Raw genomic sequence first — 16,996 nt, 5'->3', positions numbered from 1 at the left:
TTGAATCGATTTGAGGAGGAGAATATAAATGTTTAGACTTTTGGGGATGGGTTACGGAGGGTATCCAGGAATATATTACGGCGGCTACCCGGGTGCAAGCTATGCCGGCTATCCAGGGTATTTTGGAACAGGGTCTGCCGGTTTTTCTGGCTATCCCGGTTATTTTGGAACAGGGTCCACCGGCTTTGCTGGCTACCCAGGTTATTTTGGTGCAGGGTCTACCGGTTTTTCTGGCTTTACTGGGGCAGGATTTGGAGGATACTTTGGCCGGTTTTAGTTGATTGATAAGGCAGACAAAAAATATACGATGAAAATGTTTTGTCCAAAATTTTTGAAAGGGCTGTCCACAGCCCTTTTTATCATAGGTGGATCATATCCTTTAGCTTAATAAAAATCCTTTAATAGACACAAATAATGAAAATAAAAAAACAATAACAAATAACCATCCGTTCATTTTTTTCTCTTTTCGAAATTCTTCTAAGCCCAAAATCAACATTGTAAGACCTAAGAGAAACATCATAATATAGTTAAATTGATAATTTTTAGAAACTAATCCGTAAGCAGCAAATAAAATAGTTACTACTGAAAAAATATAGCGCAGAATTTTTAACAAAAAATCACTCCCATTATATCTTTAAAAGAACCTATCTTCACCATGCCCTCATTGCATCCTTTAAAAATTTAATAAAAATAGATACTTCATCTGTTTCTACTTTTGTTAAAACATATGTACAAGATGAAGGAGGTGCAATTTTATCTGATTTAATTTCCACCAGCTTATTCATAGCTATTTCATCCTTCATCACAGTAAACGGCAGATAGGAAACTCCAAGTCCTTCTTCTATGAATCGCTTTGTCACTTCTACTTGATTCACCTTCATCGTTCGAACATTGGGATAATGTCTTTTCACATCTTTCAAAAGCAGATCCCAATAAACCGGGTGGTTATGAGTGATAAGTCTATAATTCTGTAATACCTTTTGTTCATCAAGAGAAATCGCCTCATTTGGTCCAACTAATTTGACAAACTCTTCATGTATAACATCACTTTTAATAGTTGTTTGAATAGGTACAATTCTTGTCAGTCCGACATCTGCTCTCCCTGCACTGATTTCCTCTCCTATATTGAAAGATTGCAAAACATTTATGATTACTTCTATATTTGGGTTGCTAAACATAAATTTACGCAGCATCGAAGGGAGAAATGAAGAGGCAATTTGCGGGGCTGCGGCAATCATTAACTTTCGATTATATCCTTGTTTCCATGATTCAAAGTCATTTAACCCCTGTTCATACTTAGCTGCTATCTCTCTAGCAAATGGAAGAAAATGAAGTCCCGCCGATGTGAGGGCAATCTTTTTCCCAGCTCTATCAAACAACTGTATATTAAGGTTTTCTTCAAGTCTTTTAATATGTTTTGTAATAGCAGGCTGGGTTAGAAAAAGCTCTTCTGATGTTTTACGGAAATTTTCATATTTGGCCGCAACAATAAATGTTTTAATCCATTTAATATCCATACATATCTCCACTCATAATAACTATTGGTTATTGAAATTATCTTTTTTTGTTAATATCCATTATGTATCCCCTCCATTATAATTGAATTATCAGATTAATACATTATCTTTGTAAGAACACGGGAGGAAAAAGAAATGGAATCCATACATATTGAAGAATGCACCTGGGATGCGAATTTATATGATACGAAACATTCTTTTGTTTCAAAATACGCGAATAGTATAGTTGAATTATTAGCTCCAAAACATGGGGAAAAAATTCTTGACCTTGGCTGTGGAACTGGAGATCTAGCCAATATCATTTATGAGTATGGAGCGGATATTATAGGGGTAGATAAATCTGAAACAATGATAGAACAAGCATCCAGTAAATACCCGCATATACAGTTCATGGTTCAAGATGCTGTAAGCTTAGACTTTCATAGTAAATTTGATGCTGTATTCTCTAATGCAGCACTTCACTGGGTGCTGCCAGCTAACAAAGCATTAAATGGTATTTATCAAAGTTTAAAATCAGGCGGCAGATTTGTTGCAGAATTCGGAGGAAAGGGTAACGTTCAAACGATCACAAATGAAATGATTCAGCAAATCAAAGAAAAAGGGTTAGAATTTAAGAATGAACAATTCCCTTGGTTTTATCCAAGTATTGCAGAGTATTCAACTTTAATGGAGAAAGTAGGATTCAGGGTAACGTTTGCTCAACATTTTGATAGACCAACACAATTAGAGGGTGATGATGGATTAAAAAACTGGATTGATATGTTCGCCAGTCACTTCTTCAATGGTATCCCTAAAAATACAAAAAACGAAATCATAGTAAATATTGAAAATAATTTAAAGAATACTTTATACAAAGACGGTCATTGGATTGCTGATTATAAAAGAATCCGTGTCGTTGGAATGAAAGAGTAAAATAGCAGGAACCAGCCAGCTTCTTACCTTATATATTGAAGAGCAGCAACATTAATACAAAAAGGAGAACACCAAAAGTTTTTCACCTTAGAGTTCTCCTTTAAAAAGCCTTATTTCCTTATAATATCTTACTTAAAAACGCCTTTGTTCTTTCATGCTGCGGGTTTCCGAATAATTCATTCGGTTCATTTTCTTCTACTATATACCCTCCATCCATAAAAATAACACGGTCGCCCACTTCCCGGGCAAATCCCATTTCATGTGTTACCACAACCATTGTCATGCCTTCTTTTGCAAGCTGTTTCATGACCTCTAACACATCTCCGACCATTTCCGGATCAAGTGCAGACGTCGGCTCGTCGAAGAGCATGATTTTTGGATTCATCGCCAGTGCCCTTGCGATGGCAACCCGCTGTTTTTGTCCTCCGGAAAGTTCCCCTGGATAGCTTCCAGCTTTTTCTTTTAATCCTACCTTGTCAAGCAGCTCAAGGGCCATTTTTTCAGCCACTGCTTTATCTTTAGAAAGAATTTTAATGGGTCCTAGTGTGATATTTTCTAAAACGGTTTTATGTGGGAACAGATTAAATTGTTGAAAAACCATTCCGACTTCTTGTCTTACTTTATTAATATTAATTTTGGGGTCGGTAATATTATGCCCGTTAATGACTACCTCACCACCTGAGATTTCCTCCAGGCGGTTTAGACATCGAAGAAAGGTACTCTTTCCTGATCCGGAAGGACCAATGACACAGATTACTTCTTTCTCCTGAACCTCTGCATTAATATCTTTTAAAACCTCTAAGTTCCCAAATGATTTTCTTAAGTTTTTTACCGTAATAATACTCATCGCAGCTCGAACCTCCTTTCTACAAAATTAGCCAGCAATGTTAATAAATATATGACGATAAAATAAATAACACCTACTGTCAGCCATATTTTAAATGCTTCAAAAGTTGCTGATGCTTGAATTTGCCCCTGCTGTGTTAAATCTGCAATACCAATAACCGATAATAAAGAAGTGTCTTTTAAACTAATAATGGACTGATTTGTAATGGTTGGGAGCATTCTTCTAAAAGCCTGTGGCAGAATAATATGACGCATGGTTTGAGATGCTGTAAAACCAATTGATCTGGCTGCTTCTGTTTGTCCTTTATCAATGGATTGAATACCTGCTCTGATAATCTCTGCAAAATAGGCCCCTGCATTGATGGCAACAGTGATAATTCCTGCTGCTGAATTGTTCAAAGAAATAATATGAAGTGAATTTAGGCCAAAATAAATAAAGAACAGCTGAACAATAAATGGAGTTCCCCTAATCGCATCAACATAGACCTTTGCAATCCAATTTAAGATTTTAATAGGTGCAAGCCGTAACAGAGCCACCACCAGACCAATTAAGAAACCAAGAATAATGGCAATAACAAATATATAAAGTGTAACTTGTAGTCCTTTTGCTAAAATTGGTAAAGATTCCATTATAATGTCCACTTTTTTCATCCCCTTTCAAGATAAGAAAAGCGTAAGCGCCTTTGAAAACAAGCGCAGGTTATTTGAACTCGAACTGCTCAAAGGAGCTTAACCGAGAGCGGAAACCAGCTGGACGCTCCTCGAAAAGACTAACGCTTTCCCTTCGTGCGGTGCTGCTGCTGCCGAAGCTTTCGTTGTAGAGCTGGACAATTTTAAGGCCTAAATTTAATACTTTCTTACTGTAGAAAAGGAGCGCGCTAAAAATGCGCGCCCCATATCCCTGTTTATTCCGCTTTCACGGGCTATTAAACCCCGTTAATTAATGTTTTACCTTATTTTCCAAGATATGTTTCAATAATTTTATCGTATGATCCGTCTTTCTTAAGTTCTTCAAGACCTTTGTTAATCTTTTCTAATACATCCTGATTTTGACCTTTCAAAACTGCAATACCATATTGGTCCCCATTTAAGCGATCACCCACAATTTTCAAACCAAGATCCTTCTGGGCAATAGCATAGGAGATAACAGGATAGTCTTCAATAAGCGCATCTGCATTTCCATTGGAAACTTCTTGGAACATTGCCGGGCTGTCATTAAATTGCACAACTTTAATTTGTAATTTTGATGCATTATCTTGTGCATATTTAGCACCTGTAGTTCCTTTTTTAACAGCAACCGTTTTTCCTTTAAGATCCTCAACTGATTTAATATCTGAATTATCTTTTTTAACCACTACGGTTAATCCTGCATCAAAATACGGAGTGGAGAAATCCACTACCTTTTTTCTATCATCCGTAATGCTCATACCGGCAATCGCTACATCCAGCTGACCAGCTTGCATGGCAGGAATAATACCGCCAAAGTCCATTGGATTAAGTTCAATTTTAAAGCCCTGATTTTTCGCAATGGCATTGATCAAATCAATATCGATACCCTTATACTCGCTTCCCTCTTTATATTCAAATGGAGGATAAGTGGTATCCACACCAACTTTATATACCTTTTCATTATCCGTCTTTGCTGCCTTCTCACCTGAAACTGCTTTTTCTCCGCCTCCACCGCAGGCTGCGATCATGAGCGTAAGAACCAAAAACAAACTAAATAAACCTAATTTTTTCATTCAATGCGCCCCCTTTTCTATTTTTTAAATTATTCCCAATAGAGAGAAAATACTATACTTTATTACTATATCACAAGTACTGGACCTTATAAAACTATTAGTTTTCTGTAATCAGCCATTTTCAAAGTAATCCTGTCACTTTTTATTTTCCGATTCCATCTCCCATTTTGCTAAATAATGCTTCTTTACTTTTCATTGAAGTTATATTATGATAATACTTGCATTTATTCATACTAAAACTATAGGTTATAGGGGTGAAACATTCTTGTCACATACAACGACCTTAAAAAAATCTTCACAACTAGAACAGAATTCATGGTCATATAAACCAACCACTATTGTTACAACCCTTCAGCCAATGCAGAAGAAATTGGTCTCGGCCGGAGTTCTAGTATCTCTTATTCTTTTAATCGCGATTGTCCTAACCACAAATTGGATTCAGGGCAGCCTATTTATCATTGGATTGTTATTGGGAGCAGCCTTACTGTACGCACGTTTTGGATTTACTTCTGCCTTCCGGCGGCTGCTTTCTGTTGGAAATACACAGGGGCTTCAAGCACATATGCTCATGTTTGCCGTCTCTACTACATTATTTGCCATTATCCTAAGCACCGGTTTTAGCTTTACCGGTCTATCACCAAAAGGGTATGTTTCTCCTGTTGGTGTTCCTGTTTTGTTTGGTGCTTTTCTGTTTGGAATTGGCATGCAGCTTGGAAATGGATGTGCTTCTGGAACTTTATATAATTTGGGCGGCGGTTCATCATCCATGATTTTGACGCTTTTTGCCTTTATTATTGGCTCAACCCTTGGGGCCTACCATTTCACTTTTTGGATGGAACAAACACCAACCTTGCCGCCTATTTCTTTAGCGGAGTCAACCGGCCTAGGTTACTTTGGCGCATGGCTTTTGCAAATGGTCGTATTCGCGGTTATTTATTGGATTACAGTTCAATTTGCGAAAAAGAAAAACCCTCCAACGATGAAGCCTCTTCCAACCACAACCGGATGGAAAAAGGTAATCCGCGGCTCCTGGCCATTATTTGCAGCCGGTATTGTTCTAGCCATACTGAATGCATTAACATTAACGGTTAGGGGAACTCCATGGGGAATTACATCTGCTTTTGCCCTTTGGGGAGGAAAAACCCTTATGGCTCTTGGTGTTGATGTTTCACAGTGGGGTTTCTTTTCGGGCGCATCTGGCGCATCACTTAAAAATTCGGTATTAGCCGATTCTACAAGTGTCATGAATTTTGGCATTATATTAGGGGCGTTTATCTCAGCCTCTTTCCAAGGCACCTTTAAACCTAAGAAAATCAAACCGGGTGTTGCCGGTGCCGCAGTCATAGGAGGACTTTTTATGGGGTATGGATCCCGTCTTGCATTTGGCTGTAACATTGGTGCCTACTTTGGCGGTATTTCTTCCTTTAGTCTTCATGGATGGGTCTGGATGGTTATGGCGATGCTTGGAACTCTCTTGGCTATATATATCCGTCCATTGTTTGGATTGAAAAATCCATCATCAAAAGACTCTTTTTGTTGATGAATAGTAAGGATTTTACACTATTAAATAAGAACAACAGCCTAAAACTTCTCAACTGAGATTTTAGGCTTTTTTCATTTTAATCTTTTATAGAACCCATATTGAGTAATAAGATAATATTTTTTGGTAAAATAAAAGTAATATCAAATGTGAGGTGTCTAGAAGATGGAAAAACTAATGTTTATTGAAACAGGAATGGGAATCGATGTTCACGGTCAGGATATTACGAAAGCCGCCGTTCGTGCGATAAAAAATGCCATTCATTATAATTCAATGCCGGGCATCCGGTCTGTGCTCCCAGAAAACAGCCTGGACAATATGGTCGTCAATGTTAAACTGGCGGTTCCATGTGAAAAAGACAAGCTGAATATCGATACCGTAAAAGAGGCATTGCCCTTTGGGAAAGTAACAGTAGAAGTTATGGACGGCGGAATGCTGACAACAAGCGGTATTGTTCTTGAAGAGAAAGGCGATAAAAACGATCAGATGTACATTGTTGTTGCAGCGGTTGAAGTTGGCTATTAATGTCGAAGGATTTCCGTTAGGAAGAGCATTTGTAACACAATAACAAGGAGAAGGGCATCCAAGCTATCCTGGCTGCCCTTTTTTCTTTACTCATATCGGATATTTTAGATAAATTCTATTGTATTGGAATCTTTAGGAGTCTTCCTCTAGTCTAAGATTCAGTTTGGCCGCTCACTCATTTTTGACTTTTTGGCTTATGGAAAGACATCATAAATATGAAGTTCCTCCATATCAAATACCTCTGATAATGAATGGCCTATTGATATCTTCCAATCATGCCGACCTAACTATTTAAGTGGATCAAGAGGAGAAATTCCGTGTGAGCATAGTAAACTCTATTCCCTATATCTCACCAAAGAAAGTTCATATCCTATCATGCATGGAGAATTCTTAATCCGCTATCCCCGATATTTAACTGCCAGCCCTTTTAGGAAGTTCCTGGCATATTTATCTCCGCATTCTTTATAATTTTTGTGTCCTTCTTTTCTTAATAAAGCGGAGAGCTCCCCCTTTGAAACCATGATTCCCGCCATTTCGAATATATCAAGGACATCATCTGTGGTTAATGCCAATGCTATTTTGACTTTCTTTAAAAGAAGATTATTCATGTTTGAACTTTTCTTAATAGAGGTTTCTGGTGAGGCGGGCTGACCTGGCTTCGGTTCCTGTCTTCCCCTTTTAAAAATAATAAGTCCATTTAAAAAGGAATCTAACATACTATTGTTAATTTTTATTTGATCGTCATTTTCAATATCATATTCATCTGATTTTATCAGAATCTTTACGACTTCGGGTACTGTTACATCTTCCCCGCCAAGTTTAAAGATCTCCGCCATTTCTTTATTTTTTATTTCCAGTGCATATCTCAATCGAATTAATATATCGTTATTATCCACAATAGGCCTCCATGTATTGTTTTTCATCTGTTCTCTGTAACACCAAACCAATCATTCTAATACTACTTCATTGTAAATTGGATTTCAAAATGTAAGTAATCATTCCCGTGACCGTACTAAAAAAAGGAGACCGAATGGGCTCCTTAACATTATTTATATATACATATACATAAATGTCTATTCCTTAGCAGCTGTGGGGACAAAGTTTAAACCTTCATTCTCCGTATAAGGTTTCTTATTTCATTTTTATATTCTTCAAATTTGTAAAGGGAGCTTTGAAAGTAACCAACCTTTTCATCTTCTTCATTCCATAAAGTGGTTTCAATGTACTGAAACTTCTCAGTTTCCCAATTCCCTATAGTTTTCAACGCAAAGTTATTTTCTAGAATCATACGGATTAATATTCTTGATGAACTTTTGCTGTCAATTACAACTTTAACTTCTTCCACTACCTGTATTGACAAGGTTTGTCGTAAGTATTCAAAGACCATCTTTAATTCACGATTCCGGTTATCCTTTAACAAAAATTCCATGAATTCCTCAAAGGTCATTTGAACGCCTCCCCTTCATTTGGTTCAATACCTTTTGCCTTTCATCACAAAATTTCCGATAAACTGAATCCGACTTACCATCCAGTCTTCCTTCTTTTTTAAAAACATCACCATGGTCTCTCATCATCTCGTCACATGCTTGTCTGCTTGTTATGCTTGGGTGTAATTTTGCTGCCCTTATCTTAATTATTTCGTATGATTTTGTCCCATTCCATCTTTTTGCCATTGAAGGATCAACTTCCTTTCACTGTGATACTAGACACTATGAAAGAAAATTTCCCTTTAGAACAAAAAGGGCGTAATTCCCCTTAAAGAAATTTTATGACCATTTTCGGAAATTAGAACTTAGTATAATAAATATATAAGGTAATAATTTTTGAAGCTTAGGTTCTAAAAAAAAATGTAATGAATAGATTGCATGTTTATTTAGATGTCCTGCATCTAAGTATGGATGGTCTAAATAGATCCAGGCCGAACGTTGTAAACAAATGGAATAAACTGTATATTTGATTAAAAAAATCAGGATATACGTTTATTTTAACATTCCGGCTTACTATGAAGGGTTAAGGACTTATAGGAGATGTGTTAGTAACAAAATAACAAAGGAGAAGGGCAGCCCATTACACTGGCTGCCCCTTTCTTCCCTCAATCACATATTGTACTCATTCTTTACGAATTTCTCCAGTGCCGGCAAGGAGCGTTCTACTTTTTCTGTATCAATACAATACGCCATTCGGAAATATCCCGGACATCCAAAGCTATCGCCGGGTACTAGAATTAAATCATATTTCAAGGCCTTCTTACAGAAAACATTTGCATCTTCCTCAAGCGCCTTTGGGAAAATATAGAAGGTTCCGCCTGGTTTCACACAGATAAATCCTAATTCGATTAATTTGTTATAAATTAAATTCATATTTCTTTCATAAACAGACATATCACTGGTTAAATCCACCACTTCTGAAACCGCAAGCTGGATAATGGATGGCGGGCAGTTGTGCCCAATCCCTCTTGAAATCTGTCCGCACATACTGACGATCAAGTCAGAATCTTTGCAGGCTGGATTTACCGCAATATAACCGATCCGCTCGCCTGGCAGTGAAAGTGATTTAGAATAGGAGTAACAGGATAGTGAGTTGTCATAATAGTTGGATACATATGGAGCATCCACCCCTTCGAATAAAATCTCACGGTATGGCTCATCGGAAATAATAAAAATTTCGTGTCCGTACTCTTCTTCCTTTTTGCGAAGAATTTCTGCCAGTTTTTTAACAGTTTCTGTCGAATACACCACACCCGATGGATTATTCGGAGTGTTAATCAAAACGGCAGACACCTTTTCCGTCAGCATTTCTTCAAATACAGTAAAGTTAATCTGAAAATCATCCATATTGGCAGGAACGACTTTTAATACCGCTCCGGTTAAATCGATATATGGATGGTATTCAGGGAAAAACGGAGCAAATGTCAGAATCTCATCTCCAGGCTGCGTTACAACGCGCAATGCATGGGCGATTGCTCCAGCTGCGCCAGTTGTCATAAAAATATGATTTTCTGTATACTCCATATCAAACCGTCGATTTAAAGATTGGGCAATTTTTTTCCTGACAGATGGGATTCCTAAACTAGGACTATATCCATGAAGCTCTGCCGGACTTTTAGTGTGTAACAAATCCAGCATGGTCTCTGTAAATTCTTTTGGAACCGGAACAGATGGATTTCCTAAACTATAATCAAATACATTTTCATAACCGATTTCCTTTCCCCTGGCCGCGGCAAATTCAGCCAGTTCCCTTATAACAGATTTACCCTTTAACATATTCTTGTATTGTTCAGAAATCATGTTTTCCCCTCCTAAATAAATATTTATCCTCATTAACTGGCAGTAAGACCACAACTTCAAGAATTCAAGTTAAACTAGAATGGTAAGCGGGGACCCACTGCCGCATGCGCCCGATTGGTGAGATAAAGCAAAACTTACCGATGCATAGCTGAGATTTAGTTGAGCAAATCAGGTTTATACTGACTCTTTGTCAGTACGATAGTGACGACATGAGAGACCATAAAACGGGAGTAACAATCAGCGGGAGATGGGTCCCCCCTTCCCACAGATTGAAGTTTCACTTTATAATCCATTTACAACATAATCGGGCCGTCTTCCCTCTAATGCCGCTTTAATGTTGAGCCAATTTTTCTTGTGTGCTCTGTAAAAATAGCTTGTTGTAATTCCGCCGATGTGAGGTGAAAAAATAATCCTGTCCTCAAATTCCTTTGGCAAATTTAAGAGAATATGGTCTCTTTGAGTTGGTTCAGGAGCAACAGTATCTAACCCGGCACCTTGAATTTGCCCGGAAATAATCGCATCGTACAATGCCTGATTATCTATGATTTCACCGCGGGCCGTATTTACAATATAGGCATTTGGCTTCATTTTGCTTAGAAATTCCCTGTTAATCATTCCTGTCGTTTCAGGTGTGACAGGACAGTGAATACTAATGATATCGCAGCTTTTTGCCATTTCATCCAAATCCAAATAAGAAACATGATATTCGTTTTCCACATCAACGGGCTTTCTTGTTTTGGTGTAATAATATGTATCACATTCAAATGGCTCTAATCTTTTTGCAGCTGCCTTTGCAATATCACCGAATCCAATCAGACCAATTTTGCAGTCAGCCAGTTCTTTGATTCCTTCCACCATCATTTGTTCCTTAATCTGAATTTGTCTGCATTCCCGCTCCGTACGGTCACCAACAATAATGTTACGAAGCAATGCAAGCATTAACAGCACCGTCTGTTCTGCTACTGCACCTGCATTGGCTCCTTTGCAGTTACAGACATATATGCCTCTTTCTTTTGCGGCTTCACAATCAATTCCGTTAAAACCAACACCTTCCGACTGAATGATTTTCAGATTAGGCATCTGTGAAATGACATGTCCTGAAAGGGTTGACATTGGGTCAATCGCAATCGCATCGGCATCAGGAGCAGCCTGCAGCAGCTCTTCATCACTTGCATTACGCGGACAAAAAACCATGTCCGCTTGCTTTACAAATTCTAAATCGGGCATATATTTGTTGTATCGATCTTCATTTCCAACTATTAATAGTTTCATATACTGCCCCTTTCTATCAAAAAGTAACGTTATTCCTATTATCAATCATTTCTATAATTATCATTTTAATCCCAAAATAGAATATTTACTAGATTATCTATATTTTTTAAAAATTCAATTCAGGTGGATTCGAAAGAAAACATGATATGTCTGTACTTTTTTGCAATGAAATTGGAAAATCTTATCCATTATCATAGTATGAGGAGGGAATATATATAAATATTTGGATTTAAATCAGGGACAGTGGTTATGATTGACGAGACTACAATTGCGATTGAAAGAACTGGATGAAAAAGTGCAACGAAAGTTTTTTTTGCAGGATGATCAATGGGACAGATGACGCATCGTTAACAGGATTGATTTTTTTGCTGACTTTTTGTTCATATGTGCCTCCGGGCTGCCCGCTCGAAATATTTTTAACTAGCAAGTGTACCGGAAATTAAACAATACTGCATCGTTGCAAAAAGAGTAAGAATTGAAGAAACTTTATCAATATCTTATTCGATTTATTAAATAATGAGAGAAACTAAATAGGGAGTTAAAATACATATGATTCTACTCCCTATTGTAGTTATCCTGTATAATCTACGTGAATTGTAATTTCCTCCTGCCGGCATGCTTTAAAATCGATTCAACAAACGCATTACAGCGATCAACATCTTGTTTTTGCAGCATTAGCTCTACTTTCAATACAGCGGCTAAGTGTGTGCGAACATACAGCATATCCCTGAACAAATCAACTGCACCGCAAAAATTGGGATAAAAACAATCTCCTGTTCCAAATACTCCTGTTATCATATCTTTACATCCAAGTGACTCTAATAGATGATAAAATCCCCGCATTTCTTTTGGTATTTCACCGTTTCCCCATGTATAAGTTCCTATCACAACTACATTATAATGCTTTACATACGATGCCTGAAATTCTTCAATTCTATAAATATCAATATCAAATGATTTTCTTAGAAAAATACGATAAATTTCCTCCGCTAATTCTCTCGTATTTCCTGTAATTGAAGTGTAAACCATTGCGATTTTCATATTACAATTCATCAAATCCATTGGACTGGGAAACTTTTGAATAGGTTCTTGACTTTTGCTCAAAGAAATCCGACTTTGTATCATTCATCATTTCATCACTAAAAACTTGAATCCATGGCATAGGATTGATTCTTTCTTCATAAAGGTTTTTTAAGCCAATCTGTCTTAATCGCTTATTAGCTAAATATTCAAGATAACGATCGAATTCATGTAAATCAATTCCTTTAATATCAGCTAAAATAAAATGTGCCCACTCTTTTTCGAGAACAACAGCCTCGTGAATCGTTTGATAGACATATTTACTATTTTCTTCTGTGTGAAGTTCAGGGTTTTCAGTTAAAAGAATCCGAATAAACTGAGCAATAAAATAGGCATGCTGCATTTCATCCCGTTGAATATAGCTAATCATCGTACTCGTTTTTAGCATTTTTTGCTGGCGGGCTAAGTGGTAGAAAAAAGCAAAACCAGAATAAAAATAAATTCCCTCAAGATTGATGGAGTTTACACCCAATTTAAACAACCTTTGAGGCGTAGGATGCTGCCTAAATTCCTCATACGCTTCTAAAATTAGCTGATTTCGCTTTCTTACAATGGGATCACTTTTTGCTTGATTAAACCGTTCATTTTGTTCATCTATCGAAACGAGCGAGCTCAATATATAAGAATACGATTCATTATGGACTGCTTCTTGCTGTGAAATGACTGCAAATATTGCTTTAAAGCTGGAGTCTGTCACATAATCCATCACTTGACTCATTGTCGGTGTTTGCAGGCTGTCAAGCGATGCAAGCTGTGTATTGATACGCAGGAACACATCTTTTTCTTGTTCACTAAGGGACTCCCATTGTTTAATATCATCCTGCATATTGATTTCCTGTGCCTTCCAGAAGTTTGATAAAAGAGTTTGATATAAATCATACATTTTAGGATAAGCAATGTCATTCCAATTTAGAAAGCCAGAAGACTTTCCATTGATAATTCCAGTTGATTTATTTGGATATTCAGGGTTTAGCAGCTTAATCTTAGTTAACGGTGTTTCCAGCATCAAGTTAATACCTCCTTATTCTTGTAACTAGCTTTGACATGCAGCACATTCTTTCATCTCACTTTGAGAAGTGCTTCTAACATAATAAGTCGTTTTCAACCCTTGCCTCCATGCTTCCATATGAAGATTTAAAAGGTCTTTTGCTTTAATATCATGACAAACATATAGGTTAAAGCTAATCGATTGATCAATGTGGTGCTGACGTGCTGCATTTTGCCGGATACTCCAGATTTGATCTAATTGATGCCTGGTTTTGCGATAATAATTGTAAGTGTGGTGATCCAAATCAGGCGCAGTAACCATGAACTTAAAATTTTTCTTCTCCTCTGCGTACTCTACAGCATACAAAGGATCAATCCCGTCTGTGGAACCGCCAATCTTCGCTGTTGATGAATTTGGAGCAACAGCCATCATCCACCCATTTCTAATACCGTATTTAGCAACGTCCTCTATTAATTGATTCCATCTTTCTGTCTTATATCTTTTCCGCTCAAAATACTTACCTGTTTGCCATTCTGAGCCTTCAAACATACTGTAGGCTCCTTTTTCCTTTGCTAATTCCATGGAAGAACGAATCGTATAGTAAGCAATATCTTCATAAAGCCGATCAGCATATAAAACTGCTTCCTCTGATTCCCAGAATATCCGCTCTAATGCAAGAAGGTGGTGCCAGCCAAAAGTCCCCAGCCCCACGGCGCGGTATTTTTTATTCGTCACATCAGCTTGTCCTACTGAAATAGAATTGAGATCAATGACATTATCCAGCATCCTCATTTGAATCGGGATTAATTTATCCAACACGTTAGCTTTTACTGTTTTCGGAAGATTGATAGAAGATAAGTTACATACAACAAAATCACCTGGTTTCCGAACAATAACAATATTGCCGTCTTCGTCCTTATATTCTTTAATAATTGTTGCAGCAGACATATTCTGTGTAATCTCCGTGCACAAATTGCTGCAATAAATGGATGTATATCCTCTACCCCTAATATGTTTGTTAGGATTTTGACGATTTGCCTCATCCCTGTAAAACATAAATGGTGTGCCTGTTTCTAATTGAGAAATCATGATCCTTGCCATAATATCCATCGCACGATACGTCTTTCGTGGAAGAAGGGGGTGCTTTACAGCCTCTTCATACTTTTCAGTAAATAAACTTTCATCAAACTCATCATAAAAATCCTCCAGGCCTAGAGGGCTTCCATTTTCATCCTTCCACCCCATCATTTGTTTTACTTGGTGGGGGCAAAAGGTATGCCACTGGCCAATACTTCTCCCGCGCTCATCCACTTCCTCCAGTTTCCTCATAAACAGATCAGGGATAGAAACACCCGTAAAAATATCATGCGCTTTTCTTCTTTCGTCACCATTATTTGTTTTTAGATCTAGAAATCCATTCATAATGTCCTTATGAAATACATCTAAATAAACAGCAATAGCCCCCTGCCTTTGACCCAGCTGGTCTACACTCACAGCTGTATCATTTATCAGCCGGATCCAAGGAACGACACCAGACGAGGTTCCTTTGAATTTCTTAATATCTGATCCCAATGCACGGACTTTCCCAAGATATATGCCTAAGCCCCCGCCATCCTTACTCAGTCTGGCGATATCCCAATTATTTAAATAAATGCTATCCAGCGAATCTTCTACCGTATCGATAAAACATGAAGAAAGCTGGCCAAAGCTTTTTCCTGCATTTGACAAGGTGGGAGTAGCTACGGTCATATACAAATTACTTAAAGCCCAGTATGCTTCTTTGACGTAAGACAAACGCCTGGTCTTTTGTTCATTCCTCATCAAGGTCATAGCGATAATCATAAACCGCTCTTGCGGCAGTTCATAAATATTTCCGTCGTAATCTTTGGCCAAGTATCGATCGGCTAGTAAAAATAATCCTATGTAATGAAATAGATGGTCTTTATCAGGATCTATTTCTTTACCTAATAATTGAATTTCTTCTTTTGAGTAATCCTGTAATAGCTCTTTAGAGTAAATCCCCATTTGCGTTAACTCAGAAATAAGTGAAAATAAATCGCCATACTTTTTCTCGTGAGGATATCCCCTGATTTCTGATACACTTCGATATAGCTCATGTAAGTATAGATTGGCTGCTACAAAGGTCCAGTCCGGCTTCTCCATTGAAATTTGATTTAATGCATAAAGCAGTGATTGTTCGTATAAAGAAGATTCCTCCAACCCCGATATTTTTTCATAAAAAGGGGACATGTCCAGGTTATATTTTTCAGAAGCGCATTTTATTGCCGATAAAACAGCATTCATCTCAAAATTAGTAACACTCATATACAGTTCTCCCTTGAAAGTTCATTGATTCTTATACGCCCCTCTTTTCTTTTTTGAGCGCTAAGAAATAAATTTTTTTCTTCCTCTGTTTCAGGTTCTACACCACTTACTGGAGTTGGGATACCCTCACTATTTACGGCAACCATTGTAAGAATGGCCGTTGTGGTTATCTTTCTCTCACCTGTTTCTATATTTTGACACTCTACCTTCACATACACTTCCATTGATGTTCTGCCAGTTGATATTACCACCCCTTCTAATATCAATATATCTCCTCCCCTGGCAGATGATAAAAAATTGACAGTATCAATGGAAGCCGTAACCACTACCCTTTTACTGTGTTTCATTGCAGTTATTGCTGCTATTTCATCGATACAGGATAGAACGGTTCCCCCAAAGATTGTTCCCAAATGATTAGTATCAGGTGGTAATACAAGCTTTGTTTGAACCGTTCTAGAAATACTTGCAGGGATTTTTTCATCCATACCAATTCCTCGTTTCTTTATATAAAAATAGATTGTAAACCTTCGAGGATGCTGCGCTGACAAACATATGTAAAACAGCAAAAAACCCATCTAAAAAGATGGGTTTGATAACGTAGAATAATCTATAAAAACAGTACACAATCACTGTAAATAGGTAGAATACCCTCGTTATACCTTCCCAACTCCCGAAGAAGATAATACGTATAATAATGGCAGGTCTCCTGACTTATGCCTCTTCTACTCTAAGCCCTTCCCGTCCTTAAGACAGTGGATCTGCTTATTTCGTTAGCATTTACAGTTGCGGGTACAGTTCTGGACTTTAACCAGATTCCCTATTAAGTCTATTCAGACACCATTTTTATTGGTTATTATCTATATTTAGTATTTTGATATAAACCATGATACTAAATATTGTACATTTTCAAATATAATATAAAATATTTACTTTGACAACCCTTTACTGATAGGACTGAATGT

Annotated in this window: 18 protein-coding genes and 1 riboswitch; of the genes, 4 read left to right on the top strand and 14 right to left on the bottom strand. The window is 37.4% G+C overall.

Annotated features, from left to right (window positions below):
• Positions 1 to 28 precede the first annotated feature (28 nt).
• Complete coding sequence (locus tag M3183_RS19445) at positions 29 to 277, top strand: spore coat protein (protein ID WP_251472278.1); 249 nt, start codon at positions 29 to 31, stop codon at positions 275 to 277.
• A gap of 102 nt (positions 278 to 379) precedes the next feature.
• Here M3183_RS19445 and M3183_RS19440 read toward each other — a convergent pair whose 3' ends face one another.
• On the bottom strand, positions 380 to 613 hold the full coding sequence (locus tag M3183_RS19440) for a YczI family protein (RefSeq protein ID WP_251472277.1): 234 nt from the start codon (positions 611 to 613) through the stop codon (positions 380 to 382).
• Between the two features lie 37 nt (positions 614 to 650).
• The gene (locus M3183_RS19435; protein WP_251472275.1) at positions 651 to 1,517 is read right to left on the bottom strand and encodes a LysR family transcriptional regulator; all 867 of its coding nucleotides are present in this window, start codon (positions 1,515 to 1,517) and stop codon (positions 651 to 653) included.
• A 135-nt stretch (positions 1,518 to 1,652) separates the two neighbouring features.
• Between M3183_RS19435 and M3183_RS19430 the strand changes: the two genes are divergently transcribed.
• On the top strand, positions 1,653 to 2,429 hold the full coding sequence (locus M3183_RS19430; RefSeq protein ID WP_251472273.1) for a class I SAM-dependent methyltransferase: 777 nt from the start codon (positions 1,653 to 1,655) through the stop codon (positions 2,427 to 2,429).
• 118 nt (positions 2,430 to 2,547) lie between these two features.
• On the opposite strand, the gene M3183_RS19425 is transcribed toward M3183_RS19430, so the two are convergent.
• The 3 genes from M3183_RS19425 to M3183_RS19415 all read right to left on the bottom strand — a co-directional run bounded on the left by M3183_RS19425 (position 2,548) and on the right by M3183_RS19415 (position 5,017).
• Positions 2,548 to 3,276 (bottom strand): amino acid ABC transporter ATP-binding protein, encoded by a 729-nt coding sequence (locus M3183_RS19425; RefSeq protein WP_285880439.1) that lies wholly within the window; start codon positions 3,274 to 3,276, stop codon positions 2,548 to 2,550.
• Positions 3,273 to 3,926, bottom strand: a complete 654-nt coding sequence (locus M3183_RS19420) for an amino acid ABC transporter permease (protein ID WP_285880437.1) — start codon at positions 3,924 to 3,926, stop codon at positions 3,273 to 3,275. The genes M3183_RS19425 and M3183_RS19420 overlap by 4 nt, the downstream gene beginning before the upstream one ends.
• A gap of 302 nt (positions 3,927 to 4,228) precedes the next feature.
• The gene (locus tag M3183_RS19415) at positions 4,229 to 5,017 is read right to left on the bottom strand and encodes a transporter substrate-binding domain-containing protein (protein WP_251472269.1); all 789 of its coding nucleotides are present in this window, start codon (positions 5,015 to 5,017) and stop codon (positions 4,229 to 4,231) included.
• Between the two features lie 358 nt (positions 5,018 to 5,375).
• Between M3183_RS19415 and M3183_RS19410 the strand changes: the two genes are divergently transcribed.
• Positions 5,376 to 6,557, top strand: a complete 1,182-nt coding sequence (locus M3183_RS19410; RefSeq protein WP_251472319.1) for a YeeE/YedE family protein — start codon at positions 5,376 to 5,378, stop codon at positions 6,555 to 6,557.
• Positions 6,558 to 6,722: 165 nt separating this feature from the next.
• A complete protein-coding gene (locus M3183_RS19405; protein WP_251472267.1) occupies positions 6,723 to 7,082 on the top strand; it encodes a Lin0512 family protein in 360 nt (119 codons plus the stop codon).
• Between the two features lie 398 nt (positions 7,083 to 7,480).
• Here M3183_RS19405 and M3183_RS19400 read toward each other — a convergent pair whose 3' ends face one another.
• The 9 genes from M3183_RS19400 to M3183_RS19360 form a co-directional block, all read right to left on the bottom strand.
• Complete coding sequence (locus tag M3183_RS19400) at positions 7,481 to 7,978, bottom strand: YehS family protein (RefSeq protein ID WP_251472317.1); 498 nt, start codon at positions 7,976 to 7,978, stop codon at positions 7,481 to 7,483.
• A gap of 206 nt (positions 7,979 to 8,184) precedes the next feature.
• Positions 8,185 to 8,529 carry a hypothetical protein gene (locus M3183_RS19395; protein WP_251472265.1) on the bottom strand — a complete coding sequence of 115 codons (345 nt, stop codon included), beginning with the start codon at positions 8,527 to 8,529 and terminating at the stop codon, positions 8,185 to 8,187.
• Entirely contained in the window at positions 8,519 to 8,755 is a 237-nt protein-coding gene (locus M3183_RS19390; RefSeq protein WP_251472263.1) for a hypothetical protein, read from the bottom strand. Before M3183_RS19390 ends, M3183_RS19395 begins: the two co-directional genes overlap by 11 nt.
• Positions 8,756 to 9,178: 423 nt before the next feature.
• A complete protein-coding gene (locus M3183_RS19385; RefSeq protein WP_251472261.1) occupies positions 9,179 to 10,369 on the bottom strand; it encodes a pyridoxal phosphate-dependent aminotransferase in 1,191 nt (396 codons plus the stop codon).
• Positions 10,370 to 10,651: 282 nt separating this feature from the next.
• Positions 10,652 to 11,641: an NAD(P)-dependent oxidoreductase gene (locus M3183_RS19380; RefSeq protein ID WP_251472259.1), complete on the bottom strand. Its 990-nt coding sequence runs from the start codon at positions 11,639 to 11,641 to the stop codon at positions 10,652 to 10,654.
• A 585-nt stretch (positions 11,642 to 12,226) separates the two neighbouring features.
• Entirely contained in the window at positions 12,227 to 12,682 is a 456-nt protein-coding gene (locus M3183_RS19375; RefSeq protein WP_251472257.1) for a flavodoxin domain-containing protein, read from the bottom strand.
• 1 nt (position 12,683) lies between these two features.
• Positions 12,684 to 13,727 carry a ribonucleotide-diphosphate reductase subunit beta gene (locus M3183_RS19370; RefSeq protein WP_251472315.1) on the bottom strand — a complete coding sequence of 348 codons (1,044 nt, stop codon included), beginning with the start codon at positions 13,725 to 13,727 and terminating at the stop codon, positions 12,684 to 12,686.
• A gap of 27 nt (positions 13,728 to 13,754) precedes the next feature.
• Positions 13,755 to 16,034 (bottom strand): ribonucleoside-diphosphate reductase subunit alpha, encoded by a 2,280-nt coding sequence (locus tag M3183_RS19365; protein ID WP_251472255.1) that lies wholly within the window; start codon positions 16,032 to 16,034, stop codon positions 13,755 to 13,757.
• Entirely contained in the window at positions 16,031 to 16,519 is a 489-nt protein-coding gene (locus tag M3183_RS19360) for an acyl-CoA thioesterase (RefSeq protein ID WP_251472253.1), read from the bottom strand. The genes M3183_RS19365 and M3183_RS19360 overlap by 4 nt, the downstream gene beginning before the upstream one ends.
• Before the next feature lie 194 nt (positions 16,520 to 16,713).
• Positions 16,714 to 16,891, bottom strand: a riboswitch (cobalamin riboswitch).
• Positions 16,892 to 16,996: the final 105 nt, after the last annotated feature.

The organism is Neobacillus mesonae (assembly GCF_023715155.1).
In the GTDB taxonomy this organism is placed as follows: Bacteria; Bacillota; Bacilli; order Bacillales; family Cytobacillaceae; genus Neobacillus; species Neobacillus mesonae_A.
Note: the sequence above shows the minus strand (reverse complement) of the source record. Positions and strands in the feature narration are given on the sequence as shown.

Bases quoted from the DNA above. Each gene is read 5' to 3' on its own strand.
- M3183_RS19415 (WP_251472269.1), bottom strand. From the start codon at position 5,017: ATGAAAAAATTAGGTTTATTTAGTTTGTTTTTGGTTCTTACGCTCATG.
- M3183_RS19385 (WP_251472261.1), bottom strand. From the start codon at position 10,369: ATGATTTCTGAACAATACAAGAATATGTTAAAGGGTAAATCTGTTATA.
- M3183_RS19390 (WP_251472263.1), bottom strand. From the start codon at position 8,755: ATGGCAAAAAGATGGAATGGGACAAAATCATACGAAATAATTAAGATA.
- M3183_RS19410 (WP_251472319.1), top strand. From the start codon at position 5,376: ATGCAGAAGAAATTGGTCTCGGCCGGAGTTCTAGTATCTCTTATTCTT.
- M3183_RS19405 (WP_251472267.1), top strand. From the start codon at position 6,723: ATGGAAAAACTAATGTTTATTGAAACAGGAATGGGAATCGATGTTCAC.
- M3183_RS19375 (WP_251472257.1), bottom strand. From the start codon at position 12,682: ATGAAAATCGCAATGGTTTACACTTCAATTACAGGAAATACGAGAGAA.
- M3183_RS19435 (WP_251472275.1), bottom strand. From the start codon at position 1,517: ATGGATATTAAATGGATTAAAACATTTATTGTTGCGGCCAAATATGAA.
- M3183_RS19365 (WP_251472255.1), bottom strand. From the start codon at position 16,034: ATGAGTGTTACTAATTTTGAGATGAATGCTGTTTTATCGGCAATAAAA.
- M3183_RS19425 (WP_285880439.1), bottom strand. From the start codon at position 3,276: ATGAGTATTATTACGGTAAAAAACTTAAGAAAATCATTTGGGAACTTA.
- M3183_RS19395 (WP_251472265.1), bottom strand. From the start codon at position 8,529: ATGACCTTTGAGGAATTCATGGAATTTTTGTTAAAGGATAACCGGAAT.
- M3183_RS19420 (WP_285880437.1), bottom strand. From the start codon at position 3,926: ATGAAAAAAGTGGACATTATAATGGAATCTTTACCAATTTTAGCAAAA.
- M3183_RS19445 (WP_251472278.1), top strand. From the start codon at position 29: ATGTTTAGACTTTTGGGGATGGGTTACGGAGGGTATCCAGGAATATAT.
- M3183_RS19430 (WP_251472273.1), top strand. From the start codon at position 1,653: ATGGAATCCATACATATTGAAGAATGCACCTGGGATGCGAATTTATAT.
- M3183_RS19370 (WP_251472315.1), bottom strand. From the start codon at position 13,727: ATGCTGGAAACACCGTTAACTAAGATTAAGCTGCTAAACCCTGAATAT.
- M3183_RS19360 (WP_251472253.1), bottom strand. From the start codon at position 16,519: ATGGATGAAAAAATCCCTGCAAGTATTTCTAGAACGGTTCAAACAAAG.
- M3183_RS19380 (WP_251472259.1), bottom strand. From the start codon at position 11,641: ATGAAACTATTAATAGTTGGAAATGAAGATCGATACAACAAATATATG.